Source organism: Bradyrhizobium guangxiense (genome assembly GCF_004114915.1).
In the GTDB taxonomy this organism is placed as follows: Bacteria; Pseudomonadota; Alphaproteobacteria; order Rhizobiales; family Xanthobacteraceae; genus Bradyrhizobium; species Bradyrhizobium guangxiense.
Genome location: NZ_CP022219.1, coordinates 6077331 through 6093259 on the forward strand (window position 1 = coordinate 6077331; position 15929 = coordinate 6093259).

14 protein-coding genes and 1 pseudogene are annotated in these 15929 nt (G+C 64.3%); 7 read left to right on the top strand and 8 right to left on the bottom strand.

Going from position 1 to position 15929, the window contains the following annotated elements; translation table 11 throughout:
* Positions 1-117: 117 nt before the first annotated feature.
* The 6 genes from X268_RS29115 to X268_RS29140 form a co-directional block, all read right to left on the bottom strand.
* Complete coding sequence (locus X268_RS29115; RefSeq protein ID WP_128928125.1) at positions 118-1317, bottom strand: ABC transporter substrate-binding protein; 1200 nt, start codon at positions 1315-1317, stop codon at positions 118-120.
* Positions 1318-1396: 79 nt separating this feature from the next.
* Positions 1397-3235, bottom strand: a complete 1839-nt coding sequence (locus X268_RS29120; RefSeq protein WP_128928126.1) for an AMP-dependent synthetase/ligase — start codon at positions 3233-3235, stop codon at positions 1397-1399.
* Between the two features lie 94 nt (positions 3236-3329).
* Positions 3330-4118 carry an ABC transporter ATP-binding protein gene (locus X268_RS29125; RefSeq protein ID WP_128928127.1) on the bottom strand — a complete coding sequence of 263 codons (789 nt, stop codon included), beginning with the start codon at positions 4116-4118 and terminating at the stop codon, positions 3330-3332.
* A 4-nt stretch (positions 4119-4122) separates the two neighbouring features.
* The gene (locus X268_RS29130) at positions 4123-4881 is read right to left on the bottom strand and encodes an ABC transporter ATP-binding protein (RefSeq protein ID WP_128928128.1); all 759 of its coding nucleotides are present in this window, start codon (positions 4879-4881) and stop codon (positions 4123-4125) included.
* Entirely contained in the window at positions 4878-6029 is a 1152-nt protein-coding gene (locus tag X268_RS29135; protein ID WP_128928129.1) for a branched-chain amino acid ABC transporter permease, read from the bottom strand. Before X268_RS29135 ends, X268_RS29130 begins: the two co-directional genes overlap by 4 nt.
* A 5-nt stretch (positions 6030-6034) precedes the next feature.
* Entirely contained in the window at positions 6035-6910 is an 876-nt protein-coding gene (locus tag X268_RS29140; protein ID WP_128928130.1) for a branched-chain amino acid ABC transporter permease, read from the bottom strand.
* Positions 6911-7240: 330 nt separating this feature from the next.
* On the opposite strand from X268_RS29140, the pseudogene X268_RS29145 reads away from it, so the two are divergent.
* The 6 genes and pseudogenes from X268_RS29145 to X268_RS29170 form a co-directional block, all read left to right on the top strand.
* Positions 7241-7936: pseudogene (locus tag X268_RS29145) on the top strand (ABC transporter ATP-binding protein); the annotation flags it as partial.
* The gene (locus tag X268_RS29150) at positions 7933-9462 is read left to right on the top strand and encodes a permease (RefSeq protein ID WP_128928132.1); all 1530 of its coding nucleotides are present in this window, start codon (positions 7933-7935) and stop codon (positions 9460-9462) included. The pseudogene X268_RS29145 and the gene X268_RS29150, both read left to right, overlap by 4 nt.
* A 91-nt stretch (positions 9463-9553) precedes the next feature.
* A complete protein-coding gene (locus X268_RS29155; RefSeq protein ID WP_128928133.1) occupies positions 9554-10366 on the top strand; it encodes an MBL fold metallo-hydrolase in 813 nt (270 codons plus the stop codon).
* A 70-nt stretch (positions 10367-10436) separates the two neighbouring features.
* Positions 10437-11381, top strand: coding sequence for an EamA family transporter (locus X268_RS29160; protein WP_128928134.1), 945 nt, complete (start codon positions 10437-10439; stop codon positions 11379-11381).
* A gap of 74 nt (positions 11382-11455) precedes the next feature.
* Positions 11456-11977 (top strand): hypothetical protein, encoded by a 522-nt coding sequence (locus tag X268_RS29165; protein WP_128928135.1) that lies wholly within the window; start codon positions 11456-11458, stop codon positions 11975-11977.
* Positions 11978-12087: 110 nt separating this feature from the next.
* Positions 12088-13164: an amidohydrolase family protein gene (locus tag X268_RS29170; RefSeq protein WP_128928136.1), complete on the top strand. Its 1077-nt coding sequence runs from the start codon at positions 12088-12090 to the stop codon at positions 13162-13164.
* 58 nt (positions 13165-13222) lie between these two features.
* Here X268_RS29170 and X268_RS29175 read toward each other — a convergent pair whose 3' ends face one another.
* Positions 13223-13678 (bottom strand): cupin domain-containing protein, encoded by a 456-nt coding sequence (locus X268_RS29175; RefSeq protein ID WP_164937980.1) that lies wholly within the window; start codon positions 13676-13678, stop codon positions 13223-13225.
* Positions 13679-13913: 235 nt separating this feature from the next.
* Here X268_RS29175 and X268_RS29180 point away from each other — a divergent pair, with 235 nt between their 5' ends.
* Entirely contained in the window at positions 13914-14468 is a 555-nt protein-coding gene (locus X268_RS29180; protein ID WP_164937981.1) for a hypothetical protein, read from the top strand.
* Positions 14469-14629: 161 nt separating this feature from the next.
* Here X268_RS29180 and X268_RS29185 read toward each other — a convergent pair whose 3' ends face one another.
* Positions 14630-15886: an aminopeptidase gene (locus X268_RS29185; protein ID WP_128928139.1), complete on the bottom strand. Its 1257-nt coding sequence runs from the start codon at positions 15884-15886 to the stop codon at positions 14630-14632.
* Positions 15887-15929 lie beyond the last annotated feature (43 nt).

Consider the following 15929-nt stretch of genomic DNA (forward strand, 5'->3'; position numbering starts at 1 on the left):
GGCGAGGGGCTGCTTCCGCAAAGACGGAGCGACGGGCTCGCGGAGGGTGACCCTCACCCGGAATTTGCTTCCGCAAATTCCGGCCTCTCCCCGCGAGCGGGGAGAGGCGAAGAGGGATCAGAACATCAGATTGTCCTTCACCAGCACCCAGCGACCGCCCTTGACCTGCTGCACTTGGGTGATGGTGTTGGCGAGGTGGTCGGTCTTAGAGAACTTCGTCGGCGGCGAGTTGAAGATGTCGAGGAACTTGTCGCCCGACTCCAGCGCGTCCAGCATCTTCTGACCCGTAAGATCCTTGCCGGCCTTCTGTGCGTAGAAGGCGAAGGTCATCATCGCATTGTAGCCGATGATCGCCTGCGTATTGGCGTCGGTGCCGAACATCTTCTTGTAGTTGACGAGCCAGTCCTTGACCTTGCCTTTCGCGGTGTCCTCATAGGGGATCTCGAAGCCGCTCGCGGCGTAGAGGCCTTCGACGGCCTCCTTGCCAAGCATCGGCACTTCCATCACATTGGTGGGCGTGGCGCCGAGGAAGGTGACGTCCCAGCCGAGCTTCTTGGCCTCGGTCATGGCGCCGATGGGCTCACGCAGCACAGCGCCGAGCACGACGAGGTCGCAGCCGTCGGACTTCATCTTGGCGACCTGCGCGCTGAAGTCGGAGGCGCCTCGCTTATAGCTCGTGATCGAGGCCGGCTGCACCTTCATGGCCGTGAGCTGCTGGTTGAAGCCGTCGAGCACGTTCTTTCCGTACTCGTCGTCCTGATGCATGATGCAGGGCTTCTTGAAGCTCTTCCACTCCATCATGTATTTCAGCGCCGCCCGCGTGCTCTCGACATAGGGCAGCAGGTTGTTGAACTTGAGCCGCTCCTGCGGCTTGGCCGGATCGAACTTGAAGGTGAACTCGGCCGCCGTCAGCGGAAACAGCTGCAGCACGCCGGCGTCGAGCAAGATGTCCTGCGCGGCGAGCACGGTCGGCGATCCCATCGCTCCGACCATGGCGAAGATCTTGTCGCGCTCGATCAGCTTCTGCGACGCCAGCACGGCCTTCTTCGGATCATAGCCGCTGTCCTCGATTACCAGGCGGATCTTGCGGCCGTTGACGCCGCCGGCCGCGTTGATCTCCTCGACCGCCATCTTCATGCCGTTGGAGACTGGGACGCCCCAACCCTTGATCGGGCCCGACAGATCCTGGTGAGTCCCGATGACGATCTCGCTTGCCGAGATGCCCTCGTTGGTGACCTTGGTTTGTGCTGCGGCCGGCAGGCAGGTGAGCACCACGGCCCCCACAGCAAGGCCGAATGCGCTGAACGATTTCGACATTGACGTCTCCTCTCCTAAAGGCCCGTATTACGCGAAGGGCGGGGGCCATCGCTCCCTCGCTTCTCAAATATTGTGCACCTCATGCCACGGCGCGCTGGCGATACATGGCTTCGATCTCGGCCGCGTAGCGCTTGTTCACGAAGCCGCGCTTCAGCTTCATGGTGGGCGTCAGCTCCTCGTCCTCCGGCGTGAGCTGGCGCTCGATCAGGTGGAACTTCTTGACGGTCTCGACGCGGGCAAAATTGCCATTGACCTGCTCGATCTCGCGACCGATCAGGTCCTGGATCTCCACTGCCCGGCACAGGCTCGCATAATTGGTGAAGGGAATGTCGTGATCCTGGGCGAATTTCTCGACGTTCTCCTGATCGATCATGATGAGGCAGGTCAGATACGGCCGCTTGTCGCCGATCACGACGGCATCGGAGATATAGGGCGAGAATTTCAGCTGGTTCTCGATCTCGGACGGCGTGATGTTCTTGCCGCCGGAGGTGATGATGATGTCTTTCATCCGGTCGGTGATCCGGACGAAGCCCTCGTTGTCGATGGTGCCGACGTCGCCGGTGTGCAGCCAGCCGCGGGAATCGATCGTCTCCGCGGTCTTCTCCGGCTGGTTGAGGTAGCCCATGAACAAGAAATCACCCCTGATCAGGATCTCGCCGTCGGGCGACAGCATGACCTCGCCCCAGGGCACCGCGGTGCCGACCGAGCCGAGCTTGATCCGTTCCGCCGGCATCATGGTGGCGACACCGCAATTTTCGGTCTGGCCGTAGAGCTCGTGCATATCGATGCCGAGCGCGAGAAACCAGCGGATCAGCTCTGGTGCGATCGGCGCCGCGCCGGTGAAGGCGATGCGGCAGCGGTCGAGCCCAATCATGCGGCGGATGTTGCGGAACGCGGCCCGGTAGGCGATGGCATTGGCCATCCGCAACGACAGCGGCGGCGCCCTGCCCTCGAGCCGACAATCGACCATGCGGTAGCCGATCTCGATGGCGCGGCGATAGACCCATTGCTGCAGCGGCGTCGCGTCCTTGAGCGCGATGGTGATGGCGGAGTAGAATTTTTCCCAGATGCGCGGCACCGCGAGGAAAACCGTCGGCTGCACCTCGCGCAGATTGTCCGGCACCGTCTCCGGGCTCTCGGCGAAGTTCATCACCGAGCCGAGCGCGACCGAGATGTAATAGCCGCCGACGCGCTCGGCGACGTGGCAGAGCGGCAAGAAGATCAGGCGGTCCTCGTGCTCCCGCGCCGGGATGAAGTCGTTGGCGTGCCGCATCTGGTGGGTGACGCTGCGGTTGGCGTGCATGGCGCCCTTGGGCGGGCCGGTCGTGCCGGACGTATAGACGAGGATGGCGAGATCGCCGGCGCTGCGGCTGTCAATCATCTCCGGCCACAGCGCCTCGCGGCCGACCATGTGATTGCGGCCGAGCGCGCGAAACTCGTCGAGCGACATCACCATGTCGTCGGAGAAGCCGCTGAGGCCCTCCATGTCGAACACGATGATCTTCCGCAGGCTCGCGCAGCGGGCGCGGCAGGCGAGGATCTTGTCGAGCTGCTCCTCGTCCTCGGCGAAGATGACCTTCGTTCCAGAATCGTTGACGAGATATTCGACCTGGGACGATGCGTCGGTCGGATAGATGCCCGAGGAGACGCCGCCGGCGCACAGGACGCCCATGTCGGCATAAACCCATTCCGGGACGGCGTTGGCGACGATGGAGGCGACGTCGCCGGGCCTGAAGCCGACCGCGTGAAGCGCGTAGGCAACTTCCTTGGAGATCTCCAGCCACTCGCGCCAGCTCGTCGGCTGCCAGATGCCGAATTTCTTCTCGCGGATCGCCGGCCGGTCGCCCCGCGTCTCGGCGGCGCGCAAAAAGCTCTTTGCGATCGTATCAGCGACCGTCAGCACCGCAGGGCGGACCATGCGCCTCTCCTCCTTGTCGCGTCCCCTCCGCTGCCTGCCTTGCCGGCGGTCTTTGCTTGCGGATGGGCAATCTCATCTTACTGCCAGCTTGTCCTCACCGCCACGTCTTCTTCTTTTTCCAGCGCCGCTCGCCGCGCGCGCCCGCTTCCTTGGCGCCAAGGTAGAACTCCTGGATGTCCTGGGAATGCATCAAGCGGTCGCAGCTGTCGTTCATCACGATACGGCCGATCTCCAGCACATAGCCGTAATGCGCCGTCTCCAGCGCCACCTTGGCGTTCTGCTCGACCAGCAGGATCGACATGCCCTGCTCCTCGTTGACGCGGCGGATGATGGTGAAGATCTCCTTCACCAGCAGTGGCGACAGGCCGAGCGAGGGCTCGTCGAGCAGGAGCAGCGTCGGCCGGTTCATCAGGGCGCGGCCGATCGCGAGCATCTGCTGCTCGCCGCCGGAGAGCTGGCCGGCCGGCTGGTTGATCCGTTCCTTCAGGCGGGGAAAATAGCCGTAGACCCGCTCGAGATCCTCCGCCACGCCGTCGCGGTCCTTGCGCGGATAGGCGCCCATCATCAGGTTCTCGCGCACCGAGAGGAATGGGAACACCTCGCGCCCCTCCGGCACATGGCTGAGGCCGAGCCGCACGATCCGGTCGGCCTCCATGCGCTGGATCGGCCTGCCCAGGAATTCGATCGAGCCCTTCTGCGGATCGAGAATGCCGGAGATGGTCTTCAGCACCGTGGTCTTGCCGGCGCCGTTGGCCCCGAGCAGCGTGACGATGCGGCCGCGCGGCACTTCCAGCGAGATGCCGCGGATCGCCATGATCGGCCCGTAATAGCTCTCGATGTTGGAGAGTTTCAGGATGACGTCGGGTATCGTCGCGGCATCCATCGGGTCAGGCTCCCAGATACGCGGCGACGACGTCGGGGTGCTGCTGCACTTCGGCGGGCGACCCCATCGCCAGCACCCTTCCGTAGTTCAGTGCGATGACGCGGTCCGAGACGCGATTGACCAGCGACATGTCGTGCTCGACCATCAGCACGGTGACGCCGAGCTCGCTCTTCATGTCGCGGATCCAGAACGACATGTCGTCGGTCTCCTCGACATTGAGCCCGGAGGACGGCTCGTCGAGCAGGATCAGCTTCGGCTCCGTGCACAATGCGCGCGCCAGCTCGATCACCTTGCGCACGCCGTAAGGCAGGCCGGAGATCAGCTTATCGCGATAGGGTTCGAGATCGAGGAATTCGATCACCTGTTCGACCCTGCGGCGGTGTACCTTCTCGTTGGCCCGCACGCTCGGCAGGAACAAGAGCTCCTGCCACAGCTGCGTGGTCGAATGCCGATGGCGGCCGACCAGGAGATTGGAGAGCACGGTCGCATTCTCGAACAGTTCGATGTTCTGGAAGGTCCGTGCGATGCCGAGCTTGGCGATGTCATAGGGCGGCTCTTCCGTGATGTCCTGATCCTCGAAGAAGATGCGCCCGGAAGTCGGCCGGTAGATCCGCGAGATCAGGTTGAAGATCGAGCTCTTGCCCGCGCCGTTCGGCCCGATGATCGACAGGATCTCGCCCTTCTCGACCGCGAAGGACACCGCGTCGACCGCCTTGAGGCCTCCGAAGTGCAGCGACAGGTTCTCGGCGCGGAAATAGCTCATCGATTCCGCTCCGACTTCACGTAGATCTTCTGCCGCTTGAAGGTGGCGCGCTTGTAGAGCGGGAACAGCTGGAAGAAGAGCTTGATCTTGAGCCAGCGGCCGTACAGCCCGAGCGGCTCCAACAGCACGAACAGCACGATGATGATGCCGTAGATCGCGCCCTTGAGGCCGTTGAGCGAAGCGAAGGCCGCGACGCTCGACTTGATGCTTCCTGCGGCGGCCGGGCCGGCACCGAAGGTCGACGCGACACCGGCGATCATGCCGGGCATGTCGTCCTTCAGATAGGTCAAGAACGGATCGATCATCACGATGAAGATCGCGCCCAGCACCGCACCGTGCAGGCTGAACGTGCCGCCGATCAGGATCACGATGATGAACTCGATCGAGAGCTGCAGCGTGAACATCTCCGGCGAGATGAAGGAGAGCTTGTGCGCGAACAGCACGCCGGCAAAGCCGGTGATCGCCGCCGAGATCGCAAAGGACTTCACCTTGTAGAGCGCCACGTTGACGCCCATGCTGCGCGCCGCGGTCTCGCTGTCGCGGATCGCGACGAAGGCCCGTCCGGTCGGCGAGCGCAGCAGATTGAGCGTGCCGACGATGGTCAGCACCAGCACGGCAAGGCAGAGATAATAGAAGGTCGGGCTGTCGCGCGGCACCGTGACGCCGAGCAGCGACAGCGTCTTGACCCGCATGCCCTCGTTGCCGTTGGTGACGCTCTCCCAGCGCGCCAGGATCTCCTCGACGATCAGGGCAAAGGAGATGGTGGCGATGACGAGGTAGATGCCGGTCAGCCGCAGGGCGGGAAAGCCGACCATCGCGCCGATGATGCCGGTCAAGACGCCGGCGGCGAGGAAGTAGACCGGGAACGGCACATTGTATTTCTGCAAATACGCCGCCGTGTAGGCGCCGATGGCGAGGAACGCGGCATGCCCGAGGGAGGCCTGGCCGGTAAAGCCCGTGAGGATCAGCAGCGCGACGCCGACGGTCGCATAGATGCAGACGAAGACCAGCTGGCTCATCAGATAGCTGGAGAGCACATAGGGCGCGATCAGCAGCAGCGCGAGCAGGATGCCGTACGAGACCAGATAGCCCGAATGCGGGAACAGCTTGATGTCGTCCTCGTAGTCGGTCTTGAACAGGAAGCGCATGGCGTTCAGACCTTCTTGCGGACGTGGTGGCCGAACAGGCCTTCGGGCTTCAGCAGCAACACGGTGAGCAGCACGATATAGGGCGCGACGTCCTTCCAGCCCTCGGGCAGGTAGAAGCCGGCCATGCTCTCGATCACGCCGATCAGAACGCCTCCGACCACGGCGCCCGGGATCGAGCCGAAGCCGCCGAGCACCGCGGCCGGAAACGCCTTCAGGCCAAGCACGAGACCGACATTGGAATGAATGAAGGTGATCGGCGCCAGCAGCACGCCGGCACAGGTCGCGACCGCCGCGCTGATCGCCCAGACGACCGACACCACGCGCTTGACCGGAATGCCCATGTAATAGGCGGCGAGCATGTTCTCGGAGCTGGCGCGCATCGCAGTGCCGAGCGTGGTCTTGTTGAAGAACAGCCAGAGCAGTGTGCACAGGATCATCGTCGCCGCGATCACCGACAGCTTGTCGTAGGCGAGCACCAGCGACCCGATGCGGAGCACGCCCTGGCTGAACGGCGTCTCGATCTTCAGATCGTCGGTGCCCCAGATCATGCCGGCGATCGAGCGCAGGAAATAACCGAGGCCGATGGTCGCCATGATGACGGAGAATTGCGGATAGCCGAGGATCGGCCGCACCACCACGCGTTCCGCCAGCATGCCGAACAGCGCCATCGCGGTCACCGCGCCGGCAAAGCCGACCCAGTAGTTCAGACCCATCATGCCGATGAAGGTGAAGGCGAAGAAGCCGCCGAGCATCATCAGATCGCCCTGGGCGAAATTGACGACCTCGGTGGCCTTGTAGACGAGCACGAAGCCGAGCGCGATCAGGCCGTAGACGCAGCCGAGCGCGACACCGCTGACCAGCTGCTGAACGAAATCCAGCATTGACGCGCGTCCTCCCGATACAACCGGCGGTTCTTTTCGACCGCCTTGCCGTATCTTGTGTCCAGTCGCTACGCAGTCGTTTCGCCGCGTTAGCGCCATTTGTCCGGAACCAATTCAGCCTGAACCGCCCAGCGCTGTCAACAAACGGTGACTTGTTAAGGTGACTTGCCTTTAGTCCAATCCGGATGACGGGATTTGCGCCAGCGCGATTCACGGTGCCGAAACATCTTCGGGTCATGGTCGCAGGGCGATGCAAAACCGGATGGTGTGACCGTCATGAAGCCGGACAGCTCGGCGCTGGAAGTTAAGGGGTTAACGAAGCGTTTTGACCGTCTGGCGGTCGACAGCCTCGATCTCACCATCCACGCCGGCGAATTCTACGCGCTGGTGGGTCCCAACGGCGCCGGCAAGACCACCAGCTTGCGCATGGTTGCGGGCCTGCTGCGCCCCGATGCCGGCAGCGTCTCGATCTTCGGCATCGATGCGCTGCAAGACCCGGTCGCCGCCAAGCAGGTGATGGCGTGGGTGTCCGACGAGCCGATGATCTACGACAAGCTGACCCCGCTCGAATATCTCGAATTCGTCGCCGGCTTGTGGGGCATCGCGCCGTCGGTCTCGGAGCCGGCCGCGCAGGACCTACTCGATTCGCTCGGCCTCGCACCGCACCGGCACGAGCGCTGCGAGGGCTTTTCCAAGGGCATGCGCCAGAAAGTGGCGCTCGCCGGCGCGCTGGTGCACGATCCCCGCCTCATCATCCTCGAGGAGCCGCTGACCGGGCTCGATGCCGTCTCGGCCCGCCATGTGAAGGGCCTGCTTGGCGAGCGGGTCCGCGCCGGCGGCACCGTCATCATGACCACGCATATTCTCGAGGTCGCCGAGCGCATGGCCGACCGCATCGGCGTGATCGCCTCGGGGCGCTTGGTGGCCGAAGGCACGCTGACCGAATTGCGCCAGCAGAACGGCCATGCCGACACCAGCCTGGAGGATCTCTTCATCGCGCTGGTGACGCTTCCGGAAGCCGCATGAGCTCGGCGACCGCGCTTTCCTGGTTTGCCCGCCACGAGCTCCGGCTCGCCTGGCGCGAATGGTTCGCCATGATGACCGGCGGACGGCGCAAGCGGACGCGCGCCGCAATCATCGGCATAGTCTGCTTCGCCGCGCTGCTGCACCTGCCGGCCTGGGCGGTGATCGGCCGCTTCGCCGACCTGCAGCTGCCTTTGGACAAATCCGCGCTGATCGTGATCACGGCGACGATCTTCCTGGCCTGGACCCTGATGCTGTCGCAGGCGATCGAGTCGGTGACGCGGGTGTTCTACGCCCGCGCCGATCTCGACCTGATCATGTCCTCGCCTGCGCGGCTCGCCAATCTGTTCTCGGTCCGCATCGCCGCGATCGCACTGACCGTCACCGCGATGGCGCTCCTGTTCTCGACGCCCTTCATCGACGTGCTCGTGATCGGCGGCGGCGCGCGCTGGCTCGCGGCGTTCGGGGTGGTCGCCGCCATGGGCCTGTCGGCCGCGGCGATCGCGATCGCCGCCACCATCCTGTTGTTTCGCCTGATCGGCCCGGCGCGAACGCGCCTCATCGCCCAGATCCTCGCCGCGATCATCGGCGCCGGCTTCGTGATCGCGCTCCAGGTCGCCGCGATTATGTCCTACGGCACACTGTCGCGCTTCACCCTTTTGACCTCCGGGACCGCGGCCGCCTACGCGCCCGATGTCGGCAGCATCTGGTGGTGGCCGGCGCGGGCTGTGATGGGCGACAGCGAGGCGCTGCTGCTGCTCCTGGCGCTCGCTTTGGTCCTGCTCGGAAGCGTCATGGCGATCTTCTCGCACCGCTTCGCCGACACGGCGATCGATGCCGCGGCCTATGGCGGCTCCGGCAGCAGGCGGGCGAAGGAGCGCCCGTTCCGCGCCGGCTCGCGGCAGCAGGCGCTGCGGCGCAAGGAATTTTCGCTGCTGTGGCGCGATCCCTGGCTGATCTCCCAGACCCTGATGCAGCTGCTTTACCTGGTGCCGCCGGCGCTGTTGCTCTGGCGCAATTTTGCCGACAGCGCCGCGGCGCTGACGCTGATCACGCCCGTCATCGTGATGGCGGCCGGACAGCTCGCCGGTGGGCTCGCCTGGCTGACGATCTCGGGCGAGGACGCCCCCGACCTGGTCGCCACCGCGCCGCTGACGCCGTCCAGCGTCATTCGTGCCAAGACCGAGGTAGTGCTGATCGCGATCGCCGTGATCTTCTGCCCGCTGGTCGCGGCGCTGGCGTTCGCCTCGCCCTCCCAGGCTGCGATCAGTGCCGCCGCGATCATCATCAGCGCAGCCTCCGCGACCGCGATCCAGCTCTGGTTCCGGGTGCAGGCCCGGCGCAGCCAATTCCGACGCCGGCAAACCTCGTCGCGGCTGGCGACCATTGCCGAGGCCTTCTCCTCGATCGGCTGGGCCGCCAGCGCCGCCCTGCTGCTCGCCTTGCCAATCGCCGGCCTGATCAGCGGCCTGATCACCGCAGGGCTCGTCGCGGTCACCTGGAAGTTCAGCCCAAAACGCGAGCCATAGGTGCGACACTGACGCGCTGTTGATCCCGCCCCATTGGCGAGGCGCTGCATTGCACGCTAGACTTCGCCGTGAAGTCATCGGGGACGGATCGATGCGGCGACTGGTTTCGGCGGCTCTGGCGCTGTTCGGCGCATTCCTGACCCCTGCCCTCGCCCAGCAGCCCCAGCGCAGCGAATGCCTGGCGATGGCCAATGCGGCTCCGCAGGTCATGCCGGTCGCGTTCCGGCCGGCCGCCGGCTCCGCCGAGGTCGAGATCACCTATGCCGGCCATTCCACCTACTACATCGACACGCCCGGCGGCTTGCGCATCGCCACCGACTACAGCGGCGCCTATCAGGTCGGCCGGCTGCCCGACGTCGTCACCATGAACCGCGCCCACAGCACCCACTACACTCTGTTTCCGGACAGGCGCATTCCCCACGTGCTGCATGGCTGGAGCGAGGACGGCAAGCCGGCGATCGTGTCGGAGCGCATCGGCGATACCTTCGTCCGCAACGTCACCACCGATATCCGCCGCTATTTCGGCGATGATGCCGGCGCCGACATGATCCGCGACGGCAATTCGATCTTCATCTTCGAGGTCGCGGGCCTCTGCATCGGCCATCTGGGCCACCTCCATCACAAGCTCGACGATAGCCATTTCGCCCAGATTGGGCGGCTCGACATCGTGATGGTGCCGATCGACGGCACCTACACCATGTCGCTCGAAGGCATATCGGACATCACCAAGCGCTTGCGCGCCTCGGTGGTGCTGCCGATGCACCGCTTCGCCACCCCGCTCGACGACTTCATGCGCCGCATCGGCCAGCAGTTCGAGATCGACCGGCGCATCGATCGCTCGTTCCGGATGTCGCGGGATACGCTGCCGACCAAGCCGACGGTGATCATCCTCGACGGCGTCTGAGGCGCGAAACCGGAACGCATCAACCTCCTCCGACTTGGTTGCTTCGAGATCGTCTTCGATCGGAGCAATCATGAGCAGAAGGTTCCTGGTCATCGGCGCGTTCGCCGCCATCTATTTGCTGTGGGGTTCCACCTACTTCGCCATCACGTTGGGCCTGAAATCGATTCCGCCGTTTCTGCTGATGGCGTTGCGTTCGTTCTGTGGTGGCATCGTGTTACTGGCGATGAGCGGCCGGCAGATTGCGAATGTATCGTTGCAGACCTGGGCGACGGCGTGCCTGTGCGGGCTGCTCTTCTTTGTCGGCTGCCACGGCGTGCTCGCCTTCGCGCAGCAATCGGTTCCTTCGGGCGTGGCAGCCATCGTGCTCGCAACGATCCCGTTCTGGATCCTGCTGATCGACCCCTTGTCCCCCGGCGATCAGCGAGCCAAGCCCGCAGCCCTTCTTGCGCTGGTGCCGGGTTTCTTCGGCGTCGGCCTCGTGGCATGGCAAAATGTCGAGCAGGCCGGCATCAGCATTCTTCCCATCGTCTGGCTGCTGGCTGCGGCCTTGTCATGGTCGGCCGGGACCGTCCTGTCCCGAAACATGGCGAGCGAGACGTCCGCGATCCCGCTGTCGGGCATGCAGCTTTCGATCGGCGGGATCGTCTTGTTCGCGATCAGCTGGCTGGCGGGCGAGATCGAAACCTTCAGCCCGGGCGACGTCTCGCCAACTTCGCTTGCAGCGGTGCTTTGGCTGATCGTTTCGGGCAGTGTGATCGGATTCGTCGCCTACAATTGGCTATTGGAGAACGTCTCGACCTCGCTGGTATCGACCTACACGTTCGTCAATCCGGTGATCGCGGTGCTGCTCGGAACCGTCGTGCTCGGCGAGCCGTTCTCACGCATGATGATGCTGGGCACGAGCCTCGTCATCGTCTCCGTCATCGTCATTTGGTGGGCGGAACGTTCAGGGAGCAGGCAGACGAAAGACAGTGCCGACACGAGTATGGCGCGTCTGTCCCCGCGCAAGATCTGACGATCGCCGACGGCAATTTTCTCCAAGTCCTCCGCGGGCCGGCCGTGCTGATCTCGCCATGACAGGAGATTGCCATGACCGATTTTGCACGATTGTTACACGCCGATGGACCGAACCCGGAGCACGCCGCGGCGCTCCAGCTCTACGGCCGCTTCGTCGGCGACTGGGAGGCCGAGATCACGGCCCATGGCCCTGATGAAACGAAACATGTCGCGCCGGGCGAAATTCATTTCGGCTGGATTCTGGAGGGCCGCGCCGTCCAGGACGTCTGGATCATTCCCCGTCCCGCAGGCAGTCCGGCCTTTCCGATCGCCGGCAATTGGTACGGCACGACGCTGCGCGTTTACGATCCAGGCATCGATGCGTGGCGAATCTCCTGGTTCGATCCCGGCCGGAGCGTATTCCGCCAGCAGATCGGCCGTCCGCGCGGGCAGGACATCGTGCAGGAAGGCACGACCGAAGCCGGCGACCTGACGCGCTGGAGCTTTACCGAGATCACCGGCGACTCCTTCCTTTGGCGTGGGGAGGTCAAGCCGGCCACGGCAGCGGACTGGCGGCTGGTAGTCGAGGGGAGAGCGACACGGCGGACGGGCTGACGACGATGCCGCGTTGCTTGCGATGATGGGTGCGGTTGCGCGAGGCGCGCTGCTGCATACGGAGATGAGGTGCTAGGCTCCCCACACAACAACACAGGGAGCGAACGCCGATGGCAGCAAGCGGTGTGCCCGCCAACACGAGCGGGCTGTTCGTCGAGCCGCGTGAGGATTGGCTCGCCTTGCATCGGGAGGAGATCATCGATCCCTTGCGGCCGATCGTCGATCCGCATCACCATCTGTGGAATCGCGGGCACCGCTATCTGATCGAGGAGATGGCGGCCGACATCGGCTCCGGCCACAACGTCATCGCCACCGTCTATGTCGATTGCCGGTCGATGTACCGCGCGCATGGACCCGAGGCGTTCCGGCCCGTCGGCGAGGTCGAGTTCGCCAACGGCGTCGCCGCCATGAGCGCGAGCGGTGGCTACGGCAAGGCCGCGATCTGCGCCGGCATCGTCAGCCACGCCAATCTGCTGCTCGGCGATGCCGCAAAGGGCGTGCTGGAAGCCGAGATCGCCGCAGGCAACGGCCGCTTTCGCGGCATCCGGCATTCCTCGGCCTGGGACGAAGACCCTGTTGTCGCCGGCATGTATGCGAACAGGCCGAAGGGATTGTTGCAGGACCCGGCCTTCCGCAAAGGCTTTGCCTGCCTCGCGCCCCTCAAACTCAGCTTCGATGCCTGGCTGTTCCATCCGCAGATCGGCGAGCTCACCGAGCTGGCACGCGCCTTCGCTGACACCAGGATCGTGCTCGACCATTGCGGCGGCCCGGCAGCAACCGGCCGCTTCGCAGGACGACGCGAGGAGGTGTTTGCGCAATGGCGCGCCTCGATCCGGGAGATTGCGACATGCGAGAACGTGGTGGTGAAGCTCGGCGGGCTCGCGATGTGCCTGCTCGGCTACGACTTCCATTTGCGCGAGAGGCCGCCGACGTCCGAGGAGCTGGCCGCGGCCTGGCGGCCCTATGTCGAGACCTGCATCGAGGCGTTCGGTCCGACGCGCGCGATGTTCGAGAGCAATTTCCCGCCGGACAAGGGCCAGTGCAGCTACCAGGTGATCTTCAACGCCTTCAAGCGTATCACCTCAAAGCTGAGCGAGGCTGAGAAGACCGCATTGTTCTCGCAGACCGCGATAGACGTCTATCGGCTCCAGCTGCCGTCACGACGAGAAGAGGGGCCGGGAGGGTGATCCCGCCCCCTCTTCGTCGTGGCCGCTGGGAAGCGTCCTTGAAACGTTGTTGAGAGCTCTAGCCTGCGCCCATCAGCGAGGCCGGGCGGCGCTCGCCGGTGGAGGTGAAGATCTTCTTCAGCTTGTTGACGACCCTGATCAGGAAGCCGATCATCACGGGATTGGTCTTGCGGCAGAAGGCGATCTTCTTGACGTAGCCTTCGACATGCCATTTGGCATGCGCGCCGTCGCGGAAGAAGATGACGTCGCCGGGGCCGTAGCGCTTCGGCGGGAGCCCATCGCTCTCGAGCACGATCGATCCTTCCATGATCATGATCGTCTCGTCGATGTCGTAGTACCAGTTGAAGCGCCCTTCGGTGCAGTGCCAGATGATGGTCGAGGCGGTGCCGTCGGCGCTGGTGGACAGGATGTGCGAACGCGAGACCGGGTTGCCCTCGATGATCCAGGACGGCTCGATCGGCCGCAGCTCGAGGTCGACATTGCAATTCCCGATTTCAATCAATGCGCGCGACATCTTCTTCCCCAGGGGATATAATAAGTATGCCGGGCCTCGGCCCGGATGTTTCGAAAGATGTCGGGAACGCTAGTCATCGGTTTTTAATTCTTTCTTACGCAGGCCTTGAAAATCAGCCGGTAGTTGCAGGCACAACGCGGTTAACGTCGCGATTTCCCTGCAAATTCGCGCACATGAACCGATCCCTTTCGGGGTGCGACAAAGTGCGCGGAATCACCAAAACGGAGCCATGCCGATGCCCCTCACGCCCGAGGTTGTAACAGCCGATCGTGCGGTCGTCGCCCGGCTTGCCAGCCTCGACGTCTCCTTCGTGCCGGACGAGGAGGCCTGGTTCACCATCGACGGCATCGAGGATCCCCGGCAGATCGGCAGTAACGGCACCGGCGGCGCGTTCGTGCTGCTGCCGTCGCAGAAAGTGCTCTACGTCTCGTCGGAGGGCCGCGCAGGCATCATCGCGGACAGTTTCGAGGCGTTCGTCCAGCTCGTCGTGGCCCGCCCCTATTGGCTCGACATCCTCAAATTTTCGGGCGGCGGCGACCTCCAGGAAATGCGGCGCGCGGCGGAGGCGCTGGAGGCAACGCTCGACGACGAGGACGAGATCAACGCGGCGCGCGAGGAGATCCACAGGAGTCTCGACCTCGGCAAGGCCGCCGATCCCGTCGGCGCACTCTACGAGGCGATCGCGGCGTCCGACGCCATCGTGCGGGCCACCGACGGCAGCCCGTTCACGACGCTGTTCAACCGTTTCAGCATCGACAACAACCCGATGCTGCGCAATGCGGCGGCGTGAGAAAAGGCTTTGAGGGGACGAATGTCCTCGGCCTGCATGGTTCGAGACGCGCCGTAAGGCGGCGCTCCTCACCATGAGGGTCTAAGGTCTCGCAACGAAACACGACCTCATCCTGAGGAGCCCGCCAGCGGCGGGCGTCTCGAAGGATGGCCGCAAGCGCGTTACTTCGCCCACTCGCCCTTGCGGAACACCGGCACCTTGCTGCCGTCGGGCAAGATGCCGTCGATATCGGTCTCGGCGGAGCCGATCATCCAGTCAATGTGGATCAGGCTCTGGTTGCCGCCTTGCGCCGCGATCTGCTGCGGGGTGAGCTGCGCGCCGTTGACGAAGCATTTCGAATAGCACTGGCCGAGCGCGATGTGAGACGCCGCGTTCTCGTCGAACAGCGTGTTGTAAAACAACAGCCCGCTCTGCGAGATCGGCGAGGAATGCGGCACCAGCGCCACTTCGCCGAGGCGCCGGGCGCCCTCATCGGTGTCGAGCACCTTGTTGAGCACCTCCGCGCCGCGCGAGGCCTTGGCGTCCACGATCTTGCCGTCCTCGAAGCGCACCGCGATGTTGTCGATCAGCGTGCCCTGATAGGACAGCGGCTTCGAGCTCACGACATGGCCGTAGACGCGGCGGCAATGCGGCGTGGTGAAGACCTCTTCGGTCGGAATGTTGGCGTTGCAGCTGATGCCGTTCTTGGACAGCGAGGCGCCGCCCTCCCATTCATGGCCGTCCGCAAGCCCGATGGTCAGATCGGTGCCGGGCCCCGAATATTGCAGCGCGCGAAAGCGCTGGCCGTTGAGCCAGTTGGTACGCTCGCGCAGCACCGCATTGTGGCTTGCCCAATTGCCCATCGCGTCCTCGCGATCGACGCGGGATGCCGCGAAGATCGCATCCGCGAGCTTGCCGACCGCGACGTCCTCGGGATCGTCCGGGAAGACCTGCTTGGCCCAGGACGGGCTCGGATAGGCGATGATGTTCCAGTTGGTGTCGAAATTGACGATCTTTTCGAGGGCGGGCTGATAGGCCATCGAATTCGCCTTGCTGGCGCGCGCCACCTTGGAAGGATCCTCGCCCGACAGCAGCATCGGATTGTCGCCGACGATGGCGAGCCGTGCGGTATTGTCCGAGAACGCCTTGGCCATGCCCTCGTAGAGCCAGCCGGCGGCACGATCGAAACTGCTGTCGTGGCCGTGGCGGTAGCGCGCCAGCGTCATCTCCTCGTCCGACAGGATCGGCGTCACGATACCTGCGCCGGCCTTGTAGGCATGCACGGCGATCCGCCGCACCAGCGGCAGCGCGATGGCCGGCGCCGTCAGAAGCAGATCCTGTCCCGGCCGCAAGCCCAGGCCCACCTTCACCGCCACCTCGGCCAGCCGGTCGAGTTTTACGGGATCGATGGGAGCGGCGGAATTGCGGTGATCAGTCATGCGGTGCCCTCTGCCGAAGTCTATCGTTCAATCTAAGTCTAGC